Consider the following 18,464-nt stretch of genomic DNA (forward strand, 5'->3'; position numbering starts at 1 on the left):
AATCATATAATGAATAAAGATTATTACGCCCTAATAATGGCTGGCGGAGTCGGAAGTCGCTTCTGGCCTGTTAGCAGAACTGAATATCCCAAACAATTTATCGACTTTTTTGGGGTTGGTAAAACGCTAATTCAAAGCACTTACGAAAGATTCTTAAAAATATGTTTACCAGAAAATATATTCATTGTTACCAATGAAATATATGCTGATCTCGTAAAAGAGCAACTGCCTGATATTTCTGATAACCAAGTATTAGCCGAGCCGTTGTTGAGAAATACTGCCCCATGTGTGGCCTATGGTAGCTTTAAAATTTTCGAACTCAATCCTGATGCTACAATTGTTGTAGCACCATCCGATCATACCATTGCTAATGTTGATGGTTTTATTGATTCTATTTCACAATCGCTGGATGCTGCTTCGAAGAATGACTGCTTAATTACTTTAGGCATAAAGCCCAACAGACCAGATACCGGATATGGTTATATTCAACATACGGATTATGTTTTAAATACTGATACTGATCTACATAAGGTTAAAACCTTCACCGAAAAGCCTAATCTCGAATTAGCAAAATCATTTATTCAAAGCGGCGATTTTCTATGGAATGCCGGCATTTTTATTTGGTCAGCAAGATCAATATTAAAATCCTTTGAAAAATATTTACCTGATATGTATGAAATTTTCAATTCAGGTCGTTCGGAAATGAATTCAGAACGCGAAAAGAATTTCATTAATAACGCTTATCTGCAGTGTACCAATATCTCAATCGATTTTGGCATTATGGAAAAAGCAGATAATGTGTATGTTTTACCGGCTGATTTTGGTTGGTCTGACTTGGGCACCTGGGCTTCAATTTATGAAATGGCCGACAAAGATTATGTGGGTAACGCGGTAATTCCTTCAGAGCAGGTTATTATGTTCGATTCATCAAATTGTATGGTTAATGTTCCAAAAGATAAATTGGTAATATTACATGGTTTACATGATTATATTGTTGTAGAAAACAATAATATGCTGATGATATGCCCAAGAAATGAAGAACAAAAAGTTAAGGAATTTGTGGCCGAAGTAAAATCTAGATTCGGAAATAAATTTATTTAATCTTTTAAAAATTTTATAATCTCACCAACATCATTTGGTTCGAAAATCCTAACTGTTCTTAAAATTAAGTTTTGAGAAAAGTTAGGATTTATAATATTCCTGGCCACCACATTGATTTTTTCATCTAAGGAGTTAATATATTGATCATAAATTTCTGGTGGTACAGCAGATAGTCCAACAGCGTTCGCCCAGGCTGTATTTCTCGCTGCAGTTATGCTGAAATTGATAACAGATTCCTTGCTTTCGTTATCAACATATTTAACCAATTTCATCGGCGCACAAATTTCTTCCAAATCTTTTTGAACGATATTAATTAGGCTACCAATAATGTTGTTGATGAGATCAAAGTCTTTTTTAATTAACTGGATATTAGAACCTTTGGCTGTTTCAGCTGCAGCAATTCCTAAATCTAAATTAATGTGCGCATTCATGCCCATTAGCAGATGTTGAATTACAGTATAAGGTTGCAAAGTAGCATTAAATGCAGATTTCCATGAAGATGTTAGTGACGTTTTATTTGAGTTGCAGCAATAAGCATTGATGTAACGATTGGCAAAAATCACATCAAGCTTTTCCATTCTTGGGCCATCTGCAAATAAACCATCGTTTATTCCATTTTGCACAGCTACCGTCATTTTTCGGTACAAACATGCAAAATATCCTGCACGAGATTTCGCAACAAAACTATGATTGATAATATCATCTAAACGAGAAATTACTTCGGTAATGGTTTTTGCAGGAAGCATAAAAGGTTTGATTTCTAAATAAAAATACGTAATTATATTTTCAATTTAGAAACCAAATCAGCAATAATTTTAAATAGATCTTTGTCTCACAGCTTCATACAAAATTACACCAGCAGAAACTGAAACATTTAGTGATTCTATTTTGCCTGCCATAGGGATTTTTGCCAAGTGATCTGCTACTCTTAATAAATCATTCGAAATTCCTTCATCTTCAGAACCCATGATGATTGCAGTTGGCATGGTGTAATCTGGAGCGTATATTAAATCGGTAGTTTTCTCAGTGCATGCAACCAGTTGCAATCCACTTTCCTGCAAAAACAAACAAGTTTTATGAAGATTGGAATGTCTACAAATTGGAATATTAAATAATGCTCCAGCAGAAGTTTTAATAGCATCTGCATTTATTTGTGCAGCATTTTTTAGTGGAACTACAATGGCATGAACACCTACACAAGCGGCAGTACGGGCAATAGCACCCATGTTGCGCACATCAGTTACACTATCTAAAATTAATATAAGTGGCACCTCTCCTTTTTCAAAAACAGAAGGAACAATATCTTCAATATTTTGATAGGTAATAGGTGAAATAACAGCAATAACACCTTGGTGATTTTTTTGCGACATTCTGTTTAATTTCTCAATTGGAACAGAATTTAATGGTATTAAAGTATCTTTAAGTAACGCCTTCAATTCAAGAAATAATTCTCCACCCAAACCACGTTGTTGATAAATCGTTTCAATATCTCTTCCAGCTTTAACTGCTTCAATTACCGCCCTGATACCAAAAACGAATTCGTTATTCTCCTTTGCTCTTTGTGGTCTTCTAAAATTATCCATGTTGTTAAATTGTTTGCAAAAGTAATTGTTTTGCGGCAATGGCGAGCAAAATTATTTGTTATTAGGTAATTGATTGGAAAATAATGTTTGTAGAACAGCAGTTGAGAATTGGAAATGCGGAAATAGAAATTTGATTAGTCTTAATTTGGAGATTGGCAAAATTTAATTTATTTCTGCTTTATTCCATTTTATATATTACCAATCATCTATCACAAATCAATTATCAACGTTTTATTGTTCAAAATTTTCTGCGATTTTTAAAGTACTAAAAACTTAATGTAATTCGGCATCAATTTGTTAACAAAGAGCTAGTAACTTGTTAAAACAATCGCATCAAAAATTAACTACTTTTGTAAAATGAGTATCGATAACGAACAGGGAGGAAAGAATAGTATATCATCCCGAAAAGCAAGATTAAATACAACAGTAAGCTCAATGGGTAAATTACCACCTCAAGCATTAGATTTAGAGGAGGCAGTTTTAGGTGCACTAATGTTGGAAAAAGATGCACTTTCGGCTGTTATAGATATTTTGAAGCCTGAAGTTTTTTATCATGAAGCGCATCAAAAAATCTTCGCAGCCATTCACATGCTGTTTGAGAAATCAAAACCAGTTGATATTTTAACGGTAACTTCCGAATTGCGTCAAATGGGTACCTTAGAAATGGTCGGCGGGGCTTACTATATCACCAATTTAACCAATCGGGTAGCTTCAGCAGCTAATATCGAGTACCATGCCAGGATCATTTCGCAAAAATATATTCAGCGTGAACTGATTAGAATTTCGACTGATATTATTACCAATGCCTATGAAGATACAACAGATATTTTCGATTTATTAGATCATGCGGAGAAAGGATTATTTGATATTGCACAAAACAACTTGCGTAGAGATACACAGAAAATGGATGATATCATTAAGCAATCTCTGGCAACTTTAGAAGAACTCAGAACTAAAACGGATGGCTTAACCGGTGTTCCAACTGGTTTTACAGGACTAGACAGAATTACAGGTGGCTGGCAAAAACAGGATTTGGTAATTATTGCTGCTCGTCCGGCGATGGGAAAAACCGCATTCGTACTTACCTGTGCAAGAAATGCGACGGTTGATTTCCAAAAACCCACAGTAGTTTTCTCTCTTGAGATGTCATCCGTTCAATTAGTGAATCGTTTAATATCCGGAGAAGCTGAAATCGAGCAGGAAAAAATAAGAAAAGGAAATTTACAGGAGTGGGAATGGCAACAACTACATAGCAAGATCGGTCGTTTAACTGAAGCGCCACTTCTAATAGATGATACCCCGGCTTTAAATATTTTTGAATTTAGAGCAAAGTGCAGAAGACTAAAATCGCAATACGATATCCAATTGGTAATTGTAGATTATTTGCAATTAATGCATGGTAAAGGTGAAGGTGGAAAAGGTGGTGGTAACCGTGAGCAAGAGATTGGTAGTATATCCAGAGCCTTAAAATCAGTTGCAAAAGAGCTTGATGTACCAGTATTAGCATTATCGCAATTAAGTCGTGCGGTTGAGAGCAGACCAGGTTTACAGGGTAAGCGACCAATGTTATCCGATTTACGTGAATCGGGTTCAATTGAGCAGGATGCGGATATGGTATTATTCCTTTATCGCCCAGAATATTACGGAATTACCGAAGATGAGCAAGGAAGATCGCAAGCCGGTATTGGTGAAGTAATTATCGCAAAACACCGTAATGGTGAAACAGGTATTGTACCTCTACGTTTCGTTGGTAAGTTTGTTAAGTTTACCGATTTAGAGGAGGATTTTACAGCCCCAACATCATTTGCTTCGGCAGATCCATCAGCAGGAATGTATCCATCTCAAGATTTTGAAAAACAGAGTAATGTAATTATCCGACCTTCGAAAATGGACGATTACAATGATGACGAGCCACCGTTTTAATCAAAAATATTACCATAGGGAAACGAGTAGTTTCCCTTTTTTGTGAATAAAATTATCTTAAAAAAGGTAGCCAATTAAAACACCAGCCAAAACGATAATCGGCGGACTAACTTTTGTAAAATTCAACAGTAAAAATGTGGCTACCATAATTCCTAAGAATAGAAAATTAAATCCCATCGGAATAAGTAAAAGAATAAATGCGGCGATGATAAAACCCACACTTACGGCATTAATTCCAGAAAGACTGTGACGAATTCTTGATATTTTTTTCAGATCATCCCAAAATGGAACAATAAATAATACCAGAATTAAACCTGGTAAATTGATTCCAATAACACCGATCAATCCTCCCAATATTTGTCCCCAAATACCATAGCCAAAGTTTTTCATGCTTAGTGCGCCGAGATAACTGGTAAATGAAAATGTTGGCCCAGGTAATGCTTGCTGCAATGCAAAACCAGATAAAAATCCCGATGAAGGTATGTAATGTTTCATCTCAACAAATTCTGTAAACATTAACGGTACCAGAACCTGCCCGCCACCAAAAACCAAAATTCCATTACGATAAAAATTTTCTAGCAAACGAATGGGTAAACTAAATGGCGATGTTCGGTTTATTATTGCGCCAACAAGTGCGAATAAAAGTAAAGCGCCGAGAAAGTAGATCATTTTCTTGGGGTTAATATTCGAAAATAGTTTAACCCTTAAATCTGTTTCCTCTTTTGGGGTTTCAATAGCTGAAGAAATTATCCCACCTACTAAAATGGCTAGAGGGAAAACATAAGCATTACGTAGCACAAATGTAGCCACAACTGATGCTATTGCTAAAAATATTGAAACTTGAGAAGACAAAACTTTTTTACCTAACTGCCATGCTCCATAGGCTACAATACCCAATGCAATGGGCTGAATATATTCCAGAATATCGCTAAATTTCTGTTTTTGATCTAGCAAAGCATAGCTTACTGCTGCAAATGTCATCACCGCTGCAGTTGGCAAAATCCAAATCAAAAAAGTAATAATAGCTAACTTAAGTTTGCCTACTTTCCATGCAACGCCAACTAAAGTTTGTGTCGAAGCTGGCCCAGGTAATACTTGTGCCAAAGCATTTAGTTCCAACAATTCTTCTTCAGAAATAAATTTAGTGGTCTTAACAAAATATTTTAGCAATAATGCCAAATGTGCTTGTGCTCCGCCAAAAGAAGTAAAAGTAAATAATATTACATTGCGGATAAATAGCCACTGCTTTTTTGCAGCGATGGGTTTAGCTTGCATTTATTTTTTTAGATGATAAGTGATAATTGAAAACTATAATTTGAATTAATCATCTTCATAATCTAAACCAGCAGCAGTGTTATAAGCACCCTGCAATTCTGAAAATGCATGCATATCCCTTTTATTTCGGGCAACCAACATTCCTTGCTGATATATTTCTATTGCCTTATCTTTTTGATCATCTTTTTCCAGTAATTTGCCTAAATGATAATAGGTACCTACATAATCCGGATGTTTATCCGTTAATTGAAGGTAAAAAGAATAGGCCTTTTCTTTATCATTTTGTGCGTTATACTCTGTGGCTAAGGCATATAGTATAAACGGATCGTTTGGATCACTTTCTAAAAACTCCAATAACTTTGCTAAACGGCTTGATGACATTTTATTTCCTTGCTTTTTTAATTAAATTTGCAGAAAGACCATATATAAATAATACAAATAATATGATTAATCGGAGGCTTTTCTATAAACTTCGATATTTTCATATTCACTAAAAACCACTATTAACATATGAAAATATTAGTTTGTATCAGTAACGTGCCCGACACGACGACAAAAATAACTTTTACCAATGATAATACCGAATTCAATACTACAGGTGTACAATATATTGTTAATCCTTACGATGAAATTGCGTTATCAAGAGCTATTGAACTAACTGAAGGTGGCAAGGGAACTGTAACCGTAATTAATGTTGGCGAAGCCACTAATGATCCAACGATTAGAAAAGCACTTGCAATTGGTGCAGATGATGCAGTACGTGTAAATGCAGCTCCCCGCGATGCTTATTTTGTTGCCAAGCAAATTGCTGAATATGCTAAAGACAAGGATTTCAACATTATTTTAACCGGACGCGAATCTATCGATTACAATGGAAATCAAGTAGCTGCTATGGTGGGCGAATTTTTAGATATTCCATCCATTTCAATTATTAAAAAATTAGATATTGATGGCGATAATGCAACAGTGGAAAGAGAAATTGAAGGTGGAAAAGAAGTGCTTACTGTTTCAGGTAAATTTGTAGCAAGTTGTGCAGAAGGTGTTGCTGAACCAAAGATACCAAACATGCGTGGCATCATGAGCGCCAGAACTAAACCTTTAACTGTAGTTGATGCGGTTTCAATCGAGGAAGTTACAAAAGTGACTAAATATGAAACTCCTGCCCCACGCGGTACAGTGAAATTAATTCCTTCTGATCAAACAGAATCATTAATCGGCTTACTTCACAGCGAAGCTAAAGTAATCTAAGTTCATCAATTAATTAAATCGTTTACATCATCCTTTTTTAGGATAAAGAAATAAATATATGTCAGTATTAGTATATGTAGAACAAGCTGAAGGTAAGTTTAAGAAATCTGTTTTTGAAGCTGTATCTTATGCAAAAGCCATTGCAGACCAACAATCAACCAACTTGACAGCAATTTCAATTGGTGATGTTGCAGAAACGGAACTAAAAGAATTAGGTAAATATGGCGCAACCAAGGTTTTAAACGTAAGTGTTGATCAATTAAAAACATTTGTTAATCAAGCTTATGCAACAGTTATTGCAACAGCAGCAGAAAAAGAAGGTGCTGATATTGTGGTTTTATCCAACTCTTTCTCTGGTAAAGGATTAGCTCCCCGTATTGCAGTTAAACTTAAAGCAGGTTTGGCAGATGGAGCTGTTGAATTACCAAGTACTGATGGTAAATTTGCCGTAAAAAAAACAGCTTTCTCCGGGAAGGCTTTTGCCATTACCGAATTAACTTCAGCAAATAAAGTAATAGCCTTAAATCCAAATGCTTTTGGGGTCAAAGAAAATGCAACTGATGCTGTTATCGAAAACTTCGCTGCTGATGTTAAACAATCAAACTTAGGAACTGTTATCAAAGAAATTGTAAGAGCTACCGATAAAATCTCTTTACCAGATGCTGAGTTGGTTGTTTCTGCCGGAAGAGGTTTAAAAGGACCTGAAAACTGGGGAATGATTGAAGAGTTAGCAGGACTCTTAGGAGCAGCAACAGCTTGTTCAAAACCAGTATCTGATGCAGATTGGAGACCACATTCGGAGCACGTTGGTCAAACCGGAATTGCAATTAGCCCGAACTTATATATCGCCATTGGTATCTCTGGTGCTATTCAGCATTTAGCTGGAGTAAGTTCATCAAAAGTTATTGTAGTGATAAACAAAGATCCGGAAGCACCTTTCTTTAAAGTAGCTGATTATGGCATTGTTGGTGATGCTTTTGAAGTTGTACCAAAATTAATAGAAGCTTTAAAAGCACACAAAGCATAATAAATCACTTTAAGCCCTGCAGGTTTTAATAACCTGCAGGGTTTGAAAATCAAATATGAAAAAAGTTAAATTAGATATTGTAGGTTTATCTTACAGCCAGACGCAATCTGGTGCTTATGCCCTTGTTTTAGGAGAAGTAAATGGCCGCCGTAGATTGCCCATTATTATCGGAGCATTTGAGGCACAAGCAATTGCCATTGAAATAGAGAAAATGACTCCAAGTAGGCCATTAACGCATGATTTGTTTAAATCAATGGCTGATACTTTTCATATCAATGTTCAGGAAATTATTATTTATAATTTAGTTGATGGCGTTTTTTATGCTAAACTTATTTGCAGCGATGGAAAAAGTACCCATGAAATTGATGCAAGAACTTCTGATGCCATTGCATTGGCTGTTAGGTTTAATGCGTTAATATACACCTACGAATTTATACTCGCATCAGCAGGAATAGTAATTGAAGGCAACGATTTTCTATTTTTAGAAAACATGGATTCGATAGCGAAAGAGCCTGACGCCGACGTTACACCAAGCTCTTCAAAACAGCAGGGATATGGAGATTTATCACTTGAAGAACTTCAGCAAAAACTACAGGAGGCAATTGCCGATGAAGCTTATGAAAAAGCTGCCCGGCTAAGAGATGAATTAAATAAAAGAGGTACTTCTTAATTTAAATCCTTCTATTTAACGATTTTCTTTTCAAATATTTAAAAGAATTTTAGTGTAAATACATAAATTCCAGATAAGCCCAAATTGTTTAAAATAATTTGGGCCTATTTTTGAATTATGTTTTAAAATAGTTCTATATTCAGCCTTTACTTTTATAAATCAAACAAACAAATATGATGAATGTTAAGTTCCGCTTAACCTTGATGAGCTTTATGCAATTTTTTGTGTGGGGTGCTTGGCTTATCACTATTGCAAATTATTGGTTTGGTACGAAACAATGGGATGGTACACAGTTCGGGGCCATTTTTGCAACCATGGGCTTCGCATCGTTATTTATGCCAACACTAACTGGAATTATTGCAGATAAATGGGTTAATGCAGAAGTTTTATATGGTATTCTTCACATATTATATGCTTGTGTTTTATTCTATCTGCCTCAGGTTGAAACTCCAAATGCTTTCTTCTGGACGATATTGGCTGCAATGTGCTTTTACATGCCAACAATATCATTAAGTAATTCCATTTCTTATACAACATTAAAATCCGGAAACCTGGATGTGGTGAAAGATTTCCCTCCCATACGTGTTTGGGGAACAGTTGGTTTTATTGCAGCCATGTGGATTACCAATTTAACTGGAAATAAAGCTAGTGCATATCAATTTTACATCGCCGGAACGGGTGCTCTATTATTAGGAATTTATGCTTTTACCTTACCTAAATGTAAACCAAGTAGATTAATATCTGAAAAAGCTACGTTAATGCAAACCCTAGGACTTGAAGCTTTTAAGCTTTTTGCCAATTATAAAATGGCTTTGTTCTTTATATTTTCGATGTTTTTAGGGGGAGCATTGCAACTTACCAATGCATATGGTGATGTTTTCCTGGATGAGTTCAAAAACTTTCCAAAATATGCTGACTCATTTGTGGTAAAATATTCGACAATTATCATGTCGATTTCTCAGGTTTCAGAGACCTTATTTATCCTGGCCATTCCTTTCTTTTTAAAGCGTTACGGTATAAAAAAAGTAATGATTATTGCAATGCTGGCATGGGTTTTCCGTTTTGGCTTCTTTGCTTATGGCGACCCTGCCGGAAATCTTTGGATGATTATTCTGTCATGTGTAGTTTATGGTATGGCTTTCGACTTTTTTAACATATCAGGGTCTTTATTTGTAGAAACTTCCACAACAGCAAAAACACGTTCTTCTGCTCAAGGCATGTTTATGATGATGACCAATGGTTTCGGGGCGGTGTTCGGAAGTTTAGTTTCTGGATGGATGATTGATAAATTTTTCACTAAATCTTTTAACACAGTTCAAGCAACATCAGAGTTTGTTGGATCAGAACCTAACAATAGCCACCTGCTTAATTTTGTAAAAAGCCAAGGCGTGAGCATTCTAGAAAACGGAAGTTTTGATAAAACAATACACATGAAAGATTGGCACAGCATCTGGCTTTCATTTACCATCTACGCCCTAGTGATAACTATTTTATTTGCACTATTATTTAAGCATAAACATACTAAAGCCGAAGAAAAGGCTATTGATGCCATTACCCACTAATTATTACGAAATCCCCTATGTCAGCTGGTAAGTATAGAAAAGAACATAATTGTTTAAATTGTGGTTCGCATGTAGAAACTCATTATTGCAGTAACTGCGGCCAACCAAATTTAGAATTAAAGGAAAGTTTCTGGGGTTTTATCAGCCACAGTATTGCACATTATTTTCACTTCGATAATAAGTTTTTTCAAACCCTTGTTCCCCTTTTAAGCAAACCCGGTCAGGTTACTTTAGATTATTTAGCAGGTAAGAGGGCGAGATATATCAATCCGGTAAGCATGTATATTTTTGTATCAATTGTTTACTTTTTAATTGCCTATTCCCCTACCCATGTAGAAATAGATCAGGCACATAAGCCTGTAACTGCTGCTCAATCTCAAAAAAGAAAAGCCACACTAGATAGTGTACATATTGCACTTAAAAAAGCTGGATTGACCAAAGCTGCACCTGGAATAGTGAATGAAACAACCAAGCAAATTGCCGAAGATTTAGATAGAGAAGATTATAAATCTTTAAGTTTTAAAGAACAGAAAATAGCATTGGAAGAGTTAAAAAAGCTTAACAAATCCAATAAATCAGATTCTTTGACGAAGGTTATTTCAAGATTTAGTCAGATTCATGATGATCGCAATGATAGTACTTATGCGGCATACTTATTAAGACAAAAAACACTTCATTCCGAAGATCAGGATAATTGGATAGAAAAATTGAACAAAAAACGTTCTATTACATTTGGCGAAAAAGCTGACGTAATTCAAGAAACCTTAGAGCACAACAGGCCCAAGCAATATTTCTTAATGATGCCTTTGCTTGCGCTTTTTATCATGTGGAATTTTAGAAAAAACCACATTTACTATCTTGATCACCTGATATTTACTATTCATGGAATGACCGCTTTCTTTATCGTATCTATTTTCACTAAGCCAATCATTAAATACATTTTTGGAGAAGATTCAACATTATCAAGCATTATTGGTGTTGCTATTTTTATTTGGGTTTGCTGGTATATGTTTAACGCTTTAAAAATATTTTATCAACGTAAAAAAGTTATTGGTAAAATGATCATGATCTTTATACTGTACTTTTTATCACTGAAGTTATCTGAAATGGTGATGTTAAATTTAATTTATTATGTTGTAACTTAATCTTCATAAAACCTCAAAAAAAAAGCTTCAGAATTTTCTGAAGCTTTTTTTTTGAGGTTGATTTTTATATTTATTTTCTGCTTTTGATATCTACAAATTCTCTATCAGTTTCACCAACGTAGATCTGACGTGGACGACCGATTGGTTCTTTATTCTCATGCATTTCTTTCCATTGAGCTATCCATCCTGGTAAACGACCCAAGGCGAATAATACGGTAAACATTTCAGATGGGAAACCTAAAGCCCTGTAAATAATTCCTGAATAAAAATCTACGTTTGGATATAATTTTCTATCGATAAAGTATTGATCCGTTAAGGCAGCTTCTTCTAATTTTTTAGCTATTTCCAAAATCGGATCATCAATGCCTAAATTCTCTAAGATATCATCGCAGGCCTTTTTAATGATTTTAGCACGTGGATCAAAGTTTTTATAAACTCTGTGTCCAAATCCCATCATACGGAAAGGATCATTTTTATCTTTAGCTTTATTAATCCATTTTTCAGTATCGCCACCATCCGCTTTAATTAACTCCAACATATCAATTACCGCTTGGTTAGCACCACCATGAAGTGGCCCCCAAAGTGCCGCGATCCCTGCTGAAATAGAAGCATACAAATTACAATCAGAAGAACCCACTATGCGTACAGTTGATGCCGAACAATTTTGCTCGTGATCTGCATGAAGGATAAGCAGCTTGTTCATTGCGCTAACTACAATCGGATTCACATCATAATCTTCAGTACGTTGTCCAAATGTCATCCAAAGGAAATTGGTAACATAATCATATTTATTTTTTGGATAAATAAGTGGATGACCTAGTGATTTTTTATAGATAAAAGATACAATTGTTGGCAGTTTAGCCAGCAACTTAATAATGGTTAAATTTTGCTCCTCTGCAGTTTGATTTGGCTTTAAGCATTCTGGATAAAATGTTGATAGCGAGAATATTAAAGAACCCAATTGACCCATTGGATGAGATCTTGATGGATAACCATCAAAAAATTTCTTCATATCCTCATGAATCAATGTATGTCTGCTAATTTCAGCTTGAAATGCATCCAATTGTTCTTGATTTGGCAAATCACCATAAACAATTAAATAAGATACCTCTAAAAAACTCGATTTTTCGGCAAGCTCTTCAATAGAATAACCTCTATATTTTAATATCCCTTTTTCACCATCTAAGAAAGTGATTTTACTTTTTGTAGAACCAGTATTTTTAAAACCAGTATCTAAGGTTACAAAGCCTGTTAAATCTCTTAATTTAGAAATATCAATGGCCTTCTCATCTTCTGTTCCTGTAATTACTGGTAATTCAATTGTATTACCATCAACTTTAATCTCTGCAATATCTGACATATTATTGTATTGTGTTTGTAGCTTTCTAAATTATATAAAATTAATATACATGCATAACAAATCTGTTAAATTAATATGAATAATCAGTCAAAAAGACGTAACAATCATGCTTAATTTTTTTTGATTCATTACTATTTTGATTTGATTTCTTCTGCAACTCTACCACATTCCAGCATCTCATTGCCGTAATAAGGATTTTTTATTTCCTTTTCTTTTGATAGCCAATCGCCGCCATCACCTTTGTTTGCCATTGGGCAATGTTGAACATAAAGTGTTCCTGATTCTATTTCCGTTGATTTAAACAATGCAATTACATCTGCACTTAACACAGTAAAATTTTTGCGTTGCATTACAAGATCTGTCGAACTTGCAATCTTTGCTGCAATTTCTGCAGTTGGCTCGCAACCTTCGTAGTTTGCTAAACTTTTTTCCAACGTTGAAGCAGATTTTTGAGCAATGGCAGAATTGGATGCGACCAATGCATTTTTAAGATCTACATATTGATTTAATATTTCTGATTTTTTAGAATCCTTAATCTGCACACCGTTTGAAATCTTTGTAGTATCGTTTTGGATAGTGTCCTTATCATTTGTAGATTTTTTCTCTGCTTGGTTGCAGGCAAATAATGTAGCTAATATGGCTATGCCGAATATCTTTTTCATTGTATTTGGTTTTCTGCTCAAAATAGTAATTTAAATATGAATTAAACAAAAAAAGCCCCGCAATTTGCGAGGCCTTTGAAATATATGATGATTTAATTATAATTTGAAATTATAGGCAATTCTTAAAGCAAACTGTCCTGTTTTTCTGAAATATGTTGTAGAAGCTACATCGTTTGTATAACCTTCATATCTTGCACCGATATCAAGACCATTATCCCACTCGTAACCAAGACCACCTGTGTAAATGAAGTTTGTTTTTGCGCCGTCTTCAATACCAAAACCTGCACCAGCTTCAACCGCTAAGTACATTCTTTCGATAGCAAAAACTTTAACACCACCCTTTGCAGGAATAAAACCGAAATCCAAAGAGTTGTTTCTTCCTTTTAGTTTAGTGTAACCACCTGAGGCTGTGATAGCAACATCTTTCGTTAAATCCCACTGCAACTTTAAATCAGCGCCATAAGCATACTCCATTGGAGAGCTTTTCTTGAATAAACCACCGTTTAAACCGATGCCAACTTTAAATCCCATACCATTATTGGTTGTTCCAGCATCCATGGTAGTCATGGTTTGTGCATTTAAGTTTGATGTTGTAAAAATAGCAACAGCTGTAATTGCCGTTGCAAAAAGTTTAGTAATTGTTTTCATGTTAGATGATTTAATTAATAATTAAGGGTTTTAAGGTATATACGATAAAGCGAAGAGAATAGATTTTATAATTTTCATTTTTTTCAGAAATTTTTAATAATAAAAAAAGCCCCAACTTTGGCTGGGGCTTTTTAGAATTATTTTATTAGAATTATAAACTAAATCCATAAGCTATACGTAAACCAACATATCCTGTCGAATTTCCATTTCTAGCTAAACCTTCATATTTAGCACCTAAATCAATGCCGTTACTCCAAGCATAACCAATTGCTGGAGAATATACAAATGATGTTCCACTACCTTCATTTGTTCCAAAACCAGCACCTAATTCTGCCAATCCATATAGACCAGCACCAGATTCATTGAAAAAATATTTTGCACCAACTTTTACTGGGATATATCCAAAACTTGAATAATTTACACCAGTGTTACCTATTTCTTTACCACTTAAGTGAGTATAACCTGCAGTTACAGGAATAGAAAGTTGTTTATCAACATTAAACTGATAACGTAAATCTCCGCCAATCGCAATACTATAAGCATCACTAGTTGGGACACCAACATTTAATCCAATACCAAGATTTTTAGATTGTGCATTTACATTTGTTGTAAAAAATAGCGCTACAACAGCTGCTGAGGTAGCAATAATTTTAGTAATTGTTTTCATTAATAAGTTATTATTTTTGAGTTAAACTTTATACTCAAACAAATACAAAAGATGTGCCAAAAGAGCTTTTTTGTGTAAAGCTAATGTTAACGGTATAAAAACCTGCTTATTACAATTTTATAAAAAAAACTTACTAATGTATTTTTTGTAGAATTTGTTGCCTTAATTGGTTAGTATTTAATGAAGCATCTAACCAATTTATCAATACATTATCTTTTTCCATTTTTCTAAAGAAGGTATTTTGACGTTTAGCATATTGACAAATTGCTATACCTAATCTAAATTTAAATTCGTCGTAATCAATTAGTCCATCCAAATGGTTTACAATAAATTTATATTCCAAACCATAAAACATTAACGTTTCTTTTGAAACGCCATTTGAAATTAAATTTATAACTTCATCTATCATTCCTACTGATAAACGATCTTCTAATCGACTTAAAATTTTTGATCTGGTGACCTCTACATTATTTTTAAGTCCAAATATGATCGGCTTTATGTCTGGTGTGATTCTTTCTTTAATAAAACTATGTTTCAAAAATTCAGCAACTTCTATTGCCCGTATTATTCTTTTTTTTGAATTTACATCCACATAATTTACATTAGAGTAATTTGTTAATTTTATCATCAAAGCCTCCTTAGTTTCGGGCAGTAATGATGCTCTCAAATTTTCATTTACCGGTACTGCTGTGTAATCCTGATTTTGAAGTAAACTGTGGATGTACATTCCCGTTCCTCCACATAAAATTGGTGTTTTGCCTCTTGCAATAATATCTTCAAATACCTTGTAAAAATCATTTTTGAAAGCATCTACATGATATTTTTCACCAGGTTCTAAAATATTGATTAAATGATATGGAATTTTTTGACCTTCAACGGTATATTCATCAAGATCTTTTCCAGTGCCGATATCCATTTTTTTAAATATCTGCCTGCTATCTGCACTGATGATTTCACCATTAATGGATTTTGCAACCTGAGCTGCTAGTTTTGTTTTACCCGAAGCTGTTGCTCCCAGGATGATGATGAGATTAATATCGGCCATATTAAAATTTTAAGATATACTTTAAACTACCTGTATTAAATACTTTAGCAGGGGTTGAGGAATCTTCTTTAATCAATGATCGACTTAGATTGGAATCAATTGAAAAATACTGGGGCGCTATGATATTTGTTTTAATGAAATTTAATTTGTGGTAGGCCTCTCCTGCTGACCAATCCCGGTCAGCGTAGGTCATTAAATCGTTTGGTTGATGTAAATGATAAAAATGAGAAATTAATTTGCTTAAACCTCCAACAACAGAGTATCCTGTTTTAATTGCAAATCTGATTAATTCTGCTGATTTATAATTTTCTTCGTGATTCATTTTACGTAATGCCGCAAATGTGGCCACTGACACCAATTCATCCTTTTTAAATAACCCTAATTTATATCTACAACTTACAAATCCCTGCAAATGATTTTCATTTAAAAAAGACAATGCAACAGATTTATCAATTTTTTTAATTGAAGTTTCTCTTCCATGAATTCTTTTATTTAAGCCTAAAAGAGATGAAATTCTTGCTAAAACTTGTAAAGGTTTATTAAGCCAAACATCTTCCCATAAATGAATAAGTTTAATTCCGTTGTCGAGATGCATTTGTTGCATACTGATTAAATGTTGCGGTGTAAACTGATTATCCAGGCTTACTAAATGGATAACAAGAGCATGATTATAAACTGAAAACAAAGAAAAATCGTCTTTTAAAAAAAAATGGCCATCAATATTACTATCAGCTAATGCTGATGTAAATTGATTGTGCCATTTGAGTTTTGTAGGTAAAATTAGATCTTCCAATTATTCAATTAATTTGCAGAATTAAAGCAAAATTAATCAAAGAATTTAAATCCATTCTTTTTCTTTGAAATGTGTATGTATAATTTCCACCAATGTTTCTACCTCTTTTAATTTTACATCATCAAGTGCGGAAATTTTTAAACCAGATTTATCATCGCCAAAGCTTATTAATGATTGATTTTTAGATGTAAATTCATCAGCATTCACTTTCAGTTCGACTTCATTTCCATTAATGTATATTCCAGCAAAAAATCTTTCTGTAACTTTATTTCCTTCATCCTGAATGTTTTTTTCGCTGTAAAGATCGTAACCAGTTTCAGAGTTTTCATGTACAGTATATCCTCGTGTGGCATAAGGTTGTACACCCGCTCTTATGGTTTGAAAAATTTCGACTAGATCCGTTTTCATAATAAAATTGATTTTAAATTTTAAACATCAAAACATTCATTTTGTTTAAATTTATTGATCAAGCCACCACTTAAAAGCTGGCATTTTAGTATCTAAAACAATGCTTTCCCCCAGCTGGGGTGTAACAACTGGCATTTGTTTTTTATCAGCTTCATTTATCACTCTTTTTATTGAATCATCCCAAGGATGCATCGCTAAGCTAAATTTACCCCAATGTACGGGCATCAATACTTTTGCATTTAAATCTATTGCAGCTTGTACGGTTTCTTCAGGAAACATATGTATATAAGGCCAATATGCATTATACTGCCCGCACTCCAATAAGGCAATATCAAATGGACCGAAGTTTTCTCCAATTTCTTTAAAGTGTGTATCGTAACCAGAATCGCCACCTAGAAATAGTTTACAATTATTAAATTCGAGTACAAATGCCGACCAAAGTGTTTGATTGCGTTTGAATTTTCTTCCTGTAAAATGTCTTGCAGGCACGGCTGTAAAATTCAATCCATTCATCAAATCTACTTTTTCGTTCCAGCACAACTCTTTTATTTTGGTTGAAGAAATCCCCCATCTTTCCAAATGCGATCCTACACCTAGTGATGTGATGATTTCTTTCGTTTCTGGTGCTATTTTTAAAATGGTTTTGTAATCCAAATGGTCATAATGATCATGGGTTATCAGTAGAACATCAATATTTTTAAAATCTTCAGCCTTAACAAAGTTGGTTCCTGGAAAAGCCTTGCTTCCAATAAATGAAAATGGAGAAGGCACATTGCTAAAAACAGGATCAACCAATATCCTTAAATCATTAATTTTTATCAGGTAAGAAGAGTGACCAAACCATATAATTTCTGGAGCAGCTGTAGCAGGCTTGCTGTTTAAATCTGGTTGAACATATTTTAATGGCTTATCAGGACTCTTGTTTGGATGTTTTTCAAAGAAAAAGGCTTTTAAAATTTTGTAAAAACTTACGCCTTCTGGTTGCATTGGTGTGAAAGATAGATTTTGTAATGCACCATCACGATAATTACTTAAATGATGAATTTTATCACGTCTTAAGGCCATTGGTAATCTTCCAAAAACAGGAAGATTTATGATGATAATGATAACGAAAACTAATATAAGTGTTAAATATAAGGCAATCATGTAAATAAATTTTGGGGCAATTTACGGATTAGATTTACCATCAATTCAATAATTAAGTCAGTAGAAAGCAAAATAAAAGGTACTGTTATAAATTCCAAATATTTAGACAAAAAAGTATTTTTGTATTCTAAAGAAGTTCAGCCACTGAACTATCTTGCGTAGTCTCGATTTTCGGATCGAGGCTACTACTTTTGTGGTTTT

At 34.1% G+C, this 18,464-nt stretch carries 19 protein-coding genes; 7 read left to right on the forward strand and 12 right to left on the reverse strand.

All coding sequences use genetic code 11. From position 1 onward, the window contains the following. The first annotated feature begins 9 nt into the window (after window positions 1-9). On the forward strand, window positions 10-1,101 hold the full coding sequence (locus tag LUA91_RS03195) for a mannose-1-phosphate guanylyltransferase (RefSeq protein ID WP_231424525.1): 1,092 nt from the start codon (window positions 10-12) through the stop codon (window positions 1,099-1,101). Here LUA91_RS03195 and LUA91_RS03200 read toward each other — a convergent pair. Beyond that, window positions 1,098-1,847, reverse strand: a complete 750-nt coding sequence (locus LUA91_RS03200) for a DUF5995 family protein (protein ID WP_231424527.1) — start codon at window positions 1,845-1,847, stop codon at window positions 1,098-1,100. The genes LUA91_RS03195 and LUA91_RS03200 overlap by 4 nt on opposite strands. Window positions 1,848-1,916: 69 nt before the next feature. Further along, window positions 1,917-2,684 carry a 23S rRNA (guanosine(2251)-2'-O)-methyltransferase RlmB gene (gene rlmB, locus LUA91_RS03205; RefSeq protein WP_231424529.1) on the reverse strand — a complete coding sequence of 256 codons (768 nt, stop codon included), beginning with the start codon at window positions 2,682-2,684 and terminating at the stop codon, window positions 1,917-1,919. Window positions 2,685-3,041: 357 nt separating this feature from the next. On the opposite strand from rlmB, the gene dnaB reads away from it, so the two are divergent. Beyond that, complete coding sequence (gene dnaB / locus LUA91_RS03210) at window positions 3,042-4,607, forward strand: replicative DNA helicase (protein WP_231424531.1); 1,566 nt, start codon at window positions 3,042-3,044, stop codon at window positions 4,605-4,607. A 57-nt stretch (window positions 4,608-4,664) separates the two neighbouring features. On the opposite strand, the gene chrA is transcribed toward dnaB, so the two are convergent. Next, entirely contained in the window at window positions 4,665-5,882 is a 1,218-nt protein-coding gene (gene chrA, locus LUA91_RS03215; protein WP_231424533.1) for a chromate efflux transporter, read from the reverse strand. A 45-nt stretch (window positions 5,883-5,927) separates the two neighbouring features. Continuing rightward, entirely contained in the window at window positions 5,928-6,263 is a 336-nt protein-coding gene (locus LUA91_RS03220; RefSeq protein ID WP_231424535.1) for a tetratricopeptide repeat protein, read from the reverse strand. Between the two features lie 129 nt (window positions 6,264-6,392). Here LUA91_RS03220 and LUA91_RS03225 point away from each other — a divergent pair, with 129 nt between their 5' ends. From LUA91_RS03225 to LUA91_RS03245, 5 genes are all read left to right on the forward strand, one after another. Continuing rightward, a complete protein-coding gene (locus tag LUA91_RS03225) occupies window positions 6,393-7,130 on the forward strand; it encodes an electron transfer flavoprotein subunit beta/FixA family protein (protein ID WP_231424537.1) in 738 nt (245 codons plus the stop codon). A 58-nt stretch (window positions 7,131-7,188) separates the two neighbouring features. Continuing rightward, entirely contained in the window at window positions 7,189-8,157 is a 969-nt protein-coding gene (locus LUA91_RS03230; protein WP_231424539.1) for an electron transfer flavoprotein subunit alpha/FixB family protein, read from the forward strand. A gap of 55 nt (window positions 8,158-8,212) precedes the next feature. Next, complete coding sequence (locus LUA91_RS03235) at window positions 8,213-8,827, forward strand: bifunctional nuclease family protein (RefSeq protein ID WP_231424541.1); 615 nt, start codon at window positions 8,213-8,215, stop codon at window positions 8,825-8,827. A 176-nt stretch (window positions 8,828-9,003) separates the two neighbouring features. Then, complete coding sequence (locus tag LUA91_RS03240) at window positions 9,004-10,389, forward strand: nucleoside permease (protein ID WP_231424563.1); 1,386 nt, start codon at window positions 9,004-9,006, stop codon at window positions 10,387-10,389. Window positions 10,390-10,406: 17 nt separating this feature from the next. Next, entirely contained in the window at window positions 10,407-11,534 is a 1,128-nt protein-coding gene (locus LUA91_RS03245) for a DUF3667 domain-containing protein (RefSeq protein WP_231424543.1), read from the forward strand. Between the two features lie 70 nt (window positions 11,535-11,604). On the opposite strand, the gene LUA91_RS03250 is transcribed toward LUA91_RS03245, so the two are convergent. The 8 genes from LUA91_RS03250 to LUA91_RS03285 all read right to left on the reverse strand — a co-directional run bounded on the left by LUA91_RS03250 (window position 11,605) and on the right by LUA91_RS03285 (window position 18,263). Then, window positions 11,605-12,894 (reverse strand): citrate synthase, encoded by a 1,290-nt coding sequence (locus LUA91_RS03250; protein ID WP_231424545.1) that lies wholly within the window; start codon window positions 12,892-12,894, stop codon window positions 11,605-11,607. 131 nt (window positions 12,895-13,025) lie between these two features. Continuing rightward, a complete protein-coding gene (locus LUA91_RS03255; protein WP_231424547.1) occupies window positions 13,026-13,556 on the reverse strand; it encodes a DUF3347 domain-containing protein in 531 nt (176 codons plus the stop codon). A 96-nt stretch (window positions 13,557-13,652) separates the two neighbouring features. After that, window positions 13,653-14,204, reverse strand: a complete 552-nt coding sequence (locus LUA91_RS03260) for a hypothetical protein (protein WP_231424549.1) — start codon at window positions 14,202-14,204, stop codon at window positions 13,653-13,655. A 151-nt stretch (window positions 14,205-14,355) separates the two neighbouring features. Then, complete coding sequence (locus LUA91_RS03265) at window positions 14,356-14,871, reverse strand: outer membrane beta-barrel protein (RefSeq protein WP_231424551.1); 516 nt, start codon at window positions 14,869-14,871, stop codon at window positions 14,356-14,358. A gap of 133 nt (window positions 14,872-15,004) precedes the next feature. Then, entirely contained in the window at window positions 15,005-15,916 is a 912-nt protein-coding gene (gene miaA, locus LUA91_RS03270; protein ID WP_231424553.1) for a tRNA (adenosine(37)-N6)-dimethylallyltransferase MiaA, read from the reverse strand. A gap of 1 nt (window position 15,917) precedes the next feature. Beyond that, entirely contained in the window at window positions 15,918-16,709 is a 792-nt protein-coding gene (locus LUA91_RS03275) for a hypothetical protein (RefSeq protein WP_231424554.1), read from the reverse strand. Between the two features lie 45 nt (window positions 16,710-16,754). Then, complete coding sequence (locus LUA91_RS03280) at window positions 16,755-17,117, reverse strand: hypothetical protein (protein WP_231424555.1); 363 nt, start codon at window positions 17,115-17,117, stop codon at window positions 16,755-16,757. 51 nt (window positions 17,118-17,168) lie between these two features. Next, entirely contained in the window at window positions 17,169-18,263 is a 1,095-nt protein-coding gene (locus LUA91_RS03285; RefSeq protein ID WP_231424556.1) for an MBL fold metallo-hydrolase, read from the reverse strand. Window positions 18,264-18,464 lie beyond the last annotated feature (201 nt).

Source organism: Pedobacter sp. Leaf250 (assembly GCF_920984735.1).
Classification (GTDB): Bacteria; Bacteroidota; Bacteroidia; order Sphingobacteriales; family Sphingobacteriaceae; genus Pedobacter.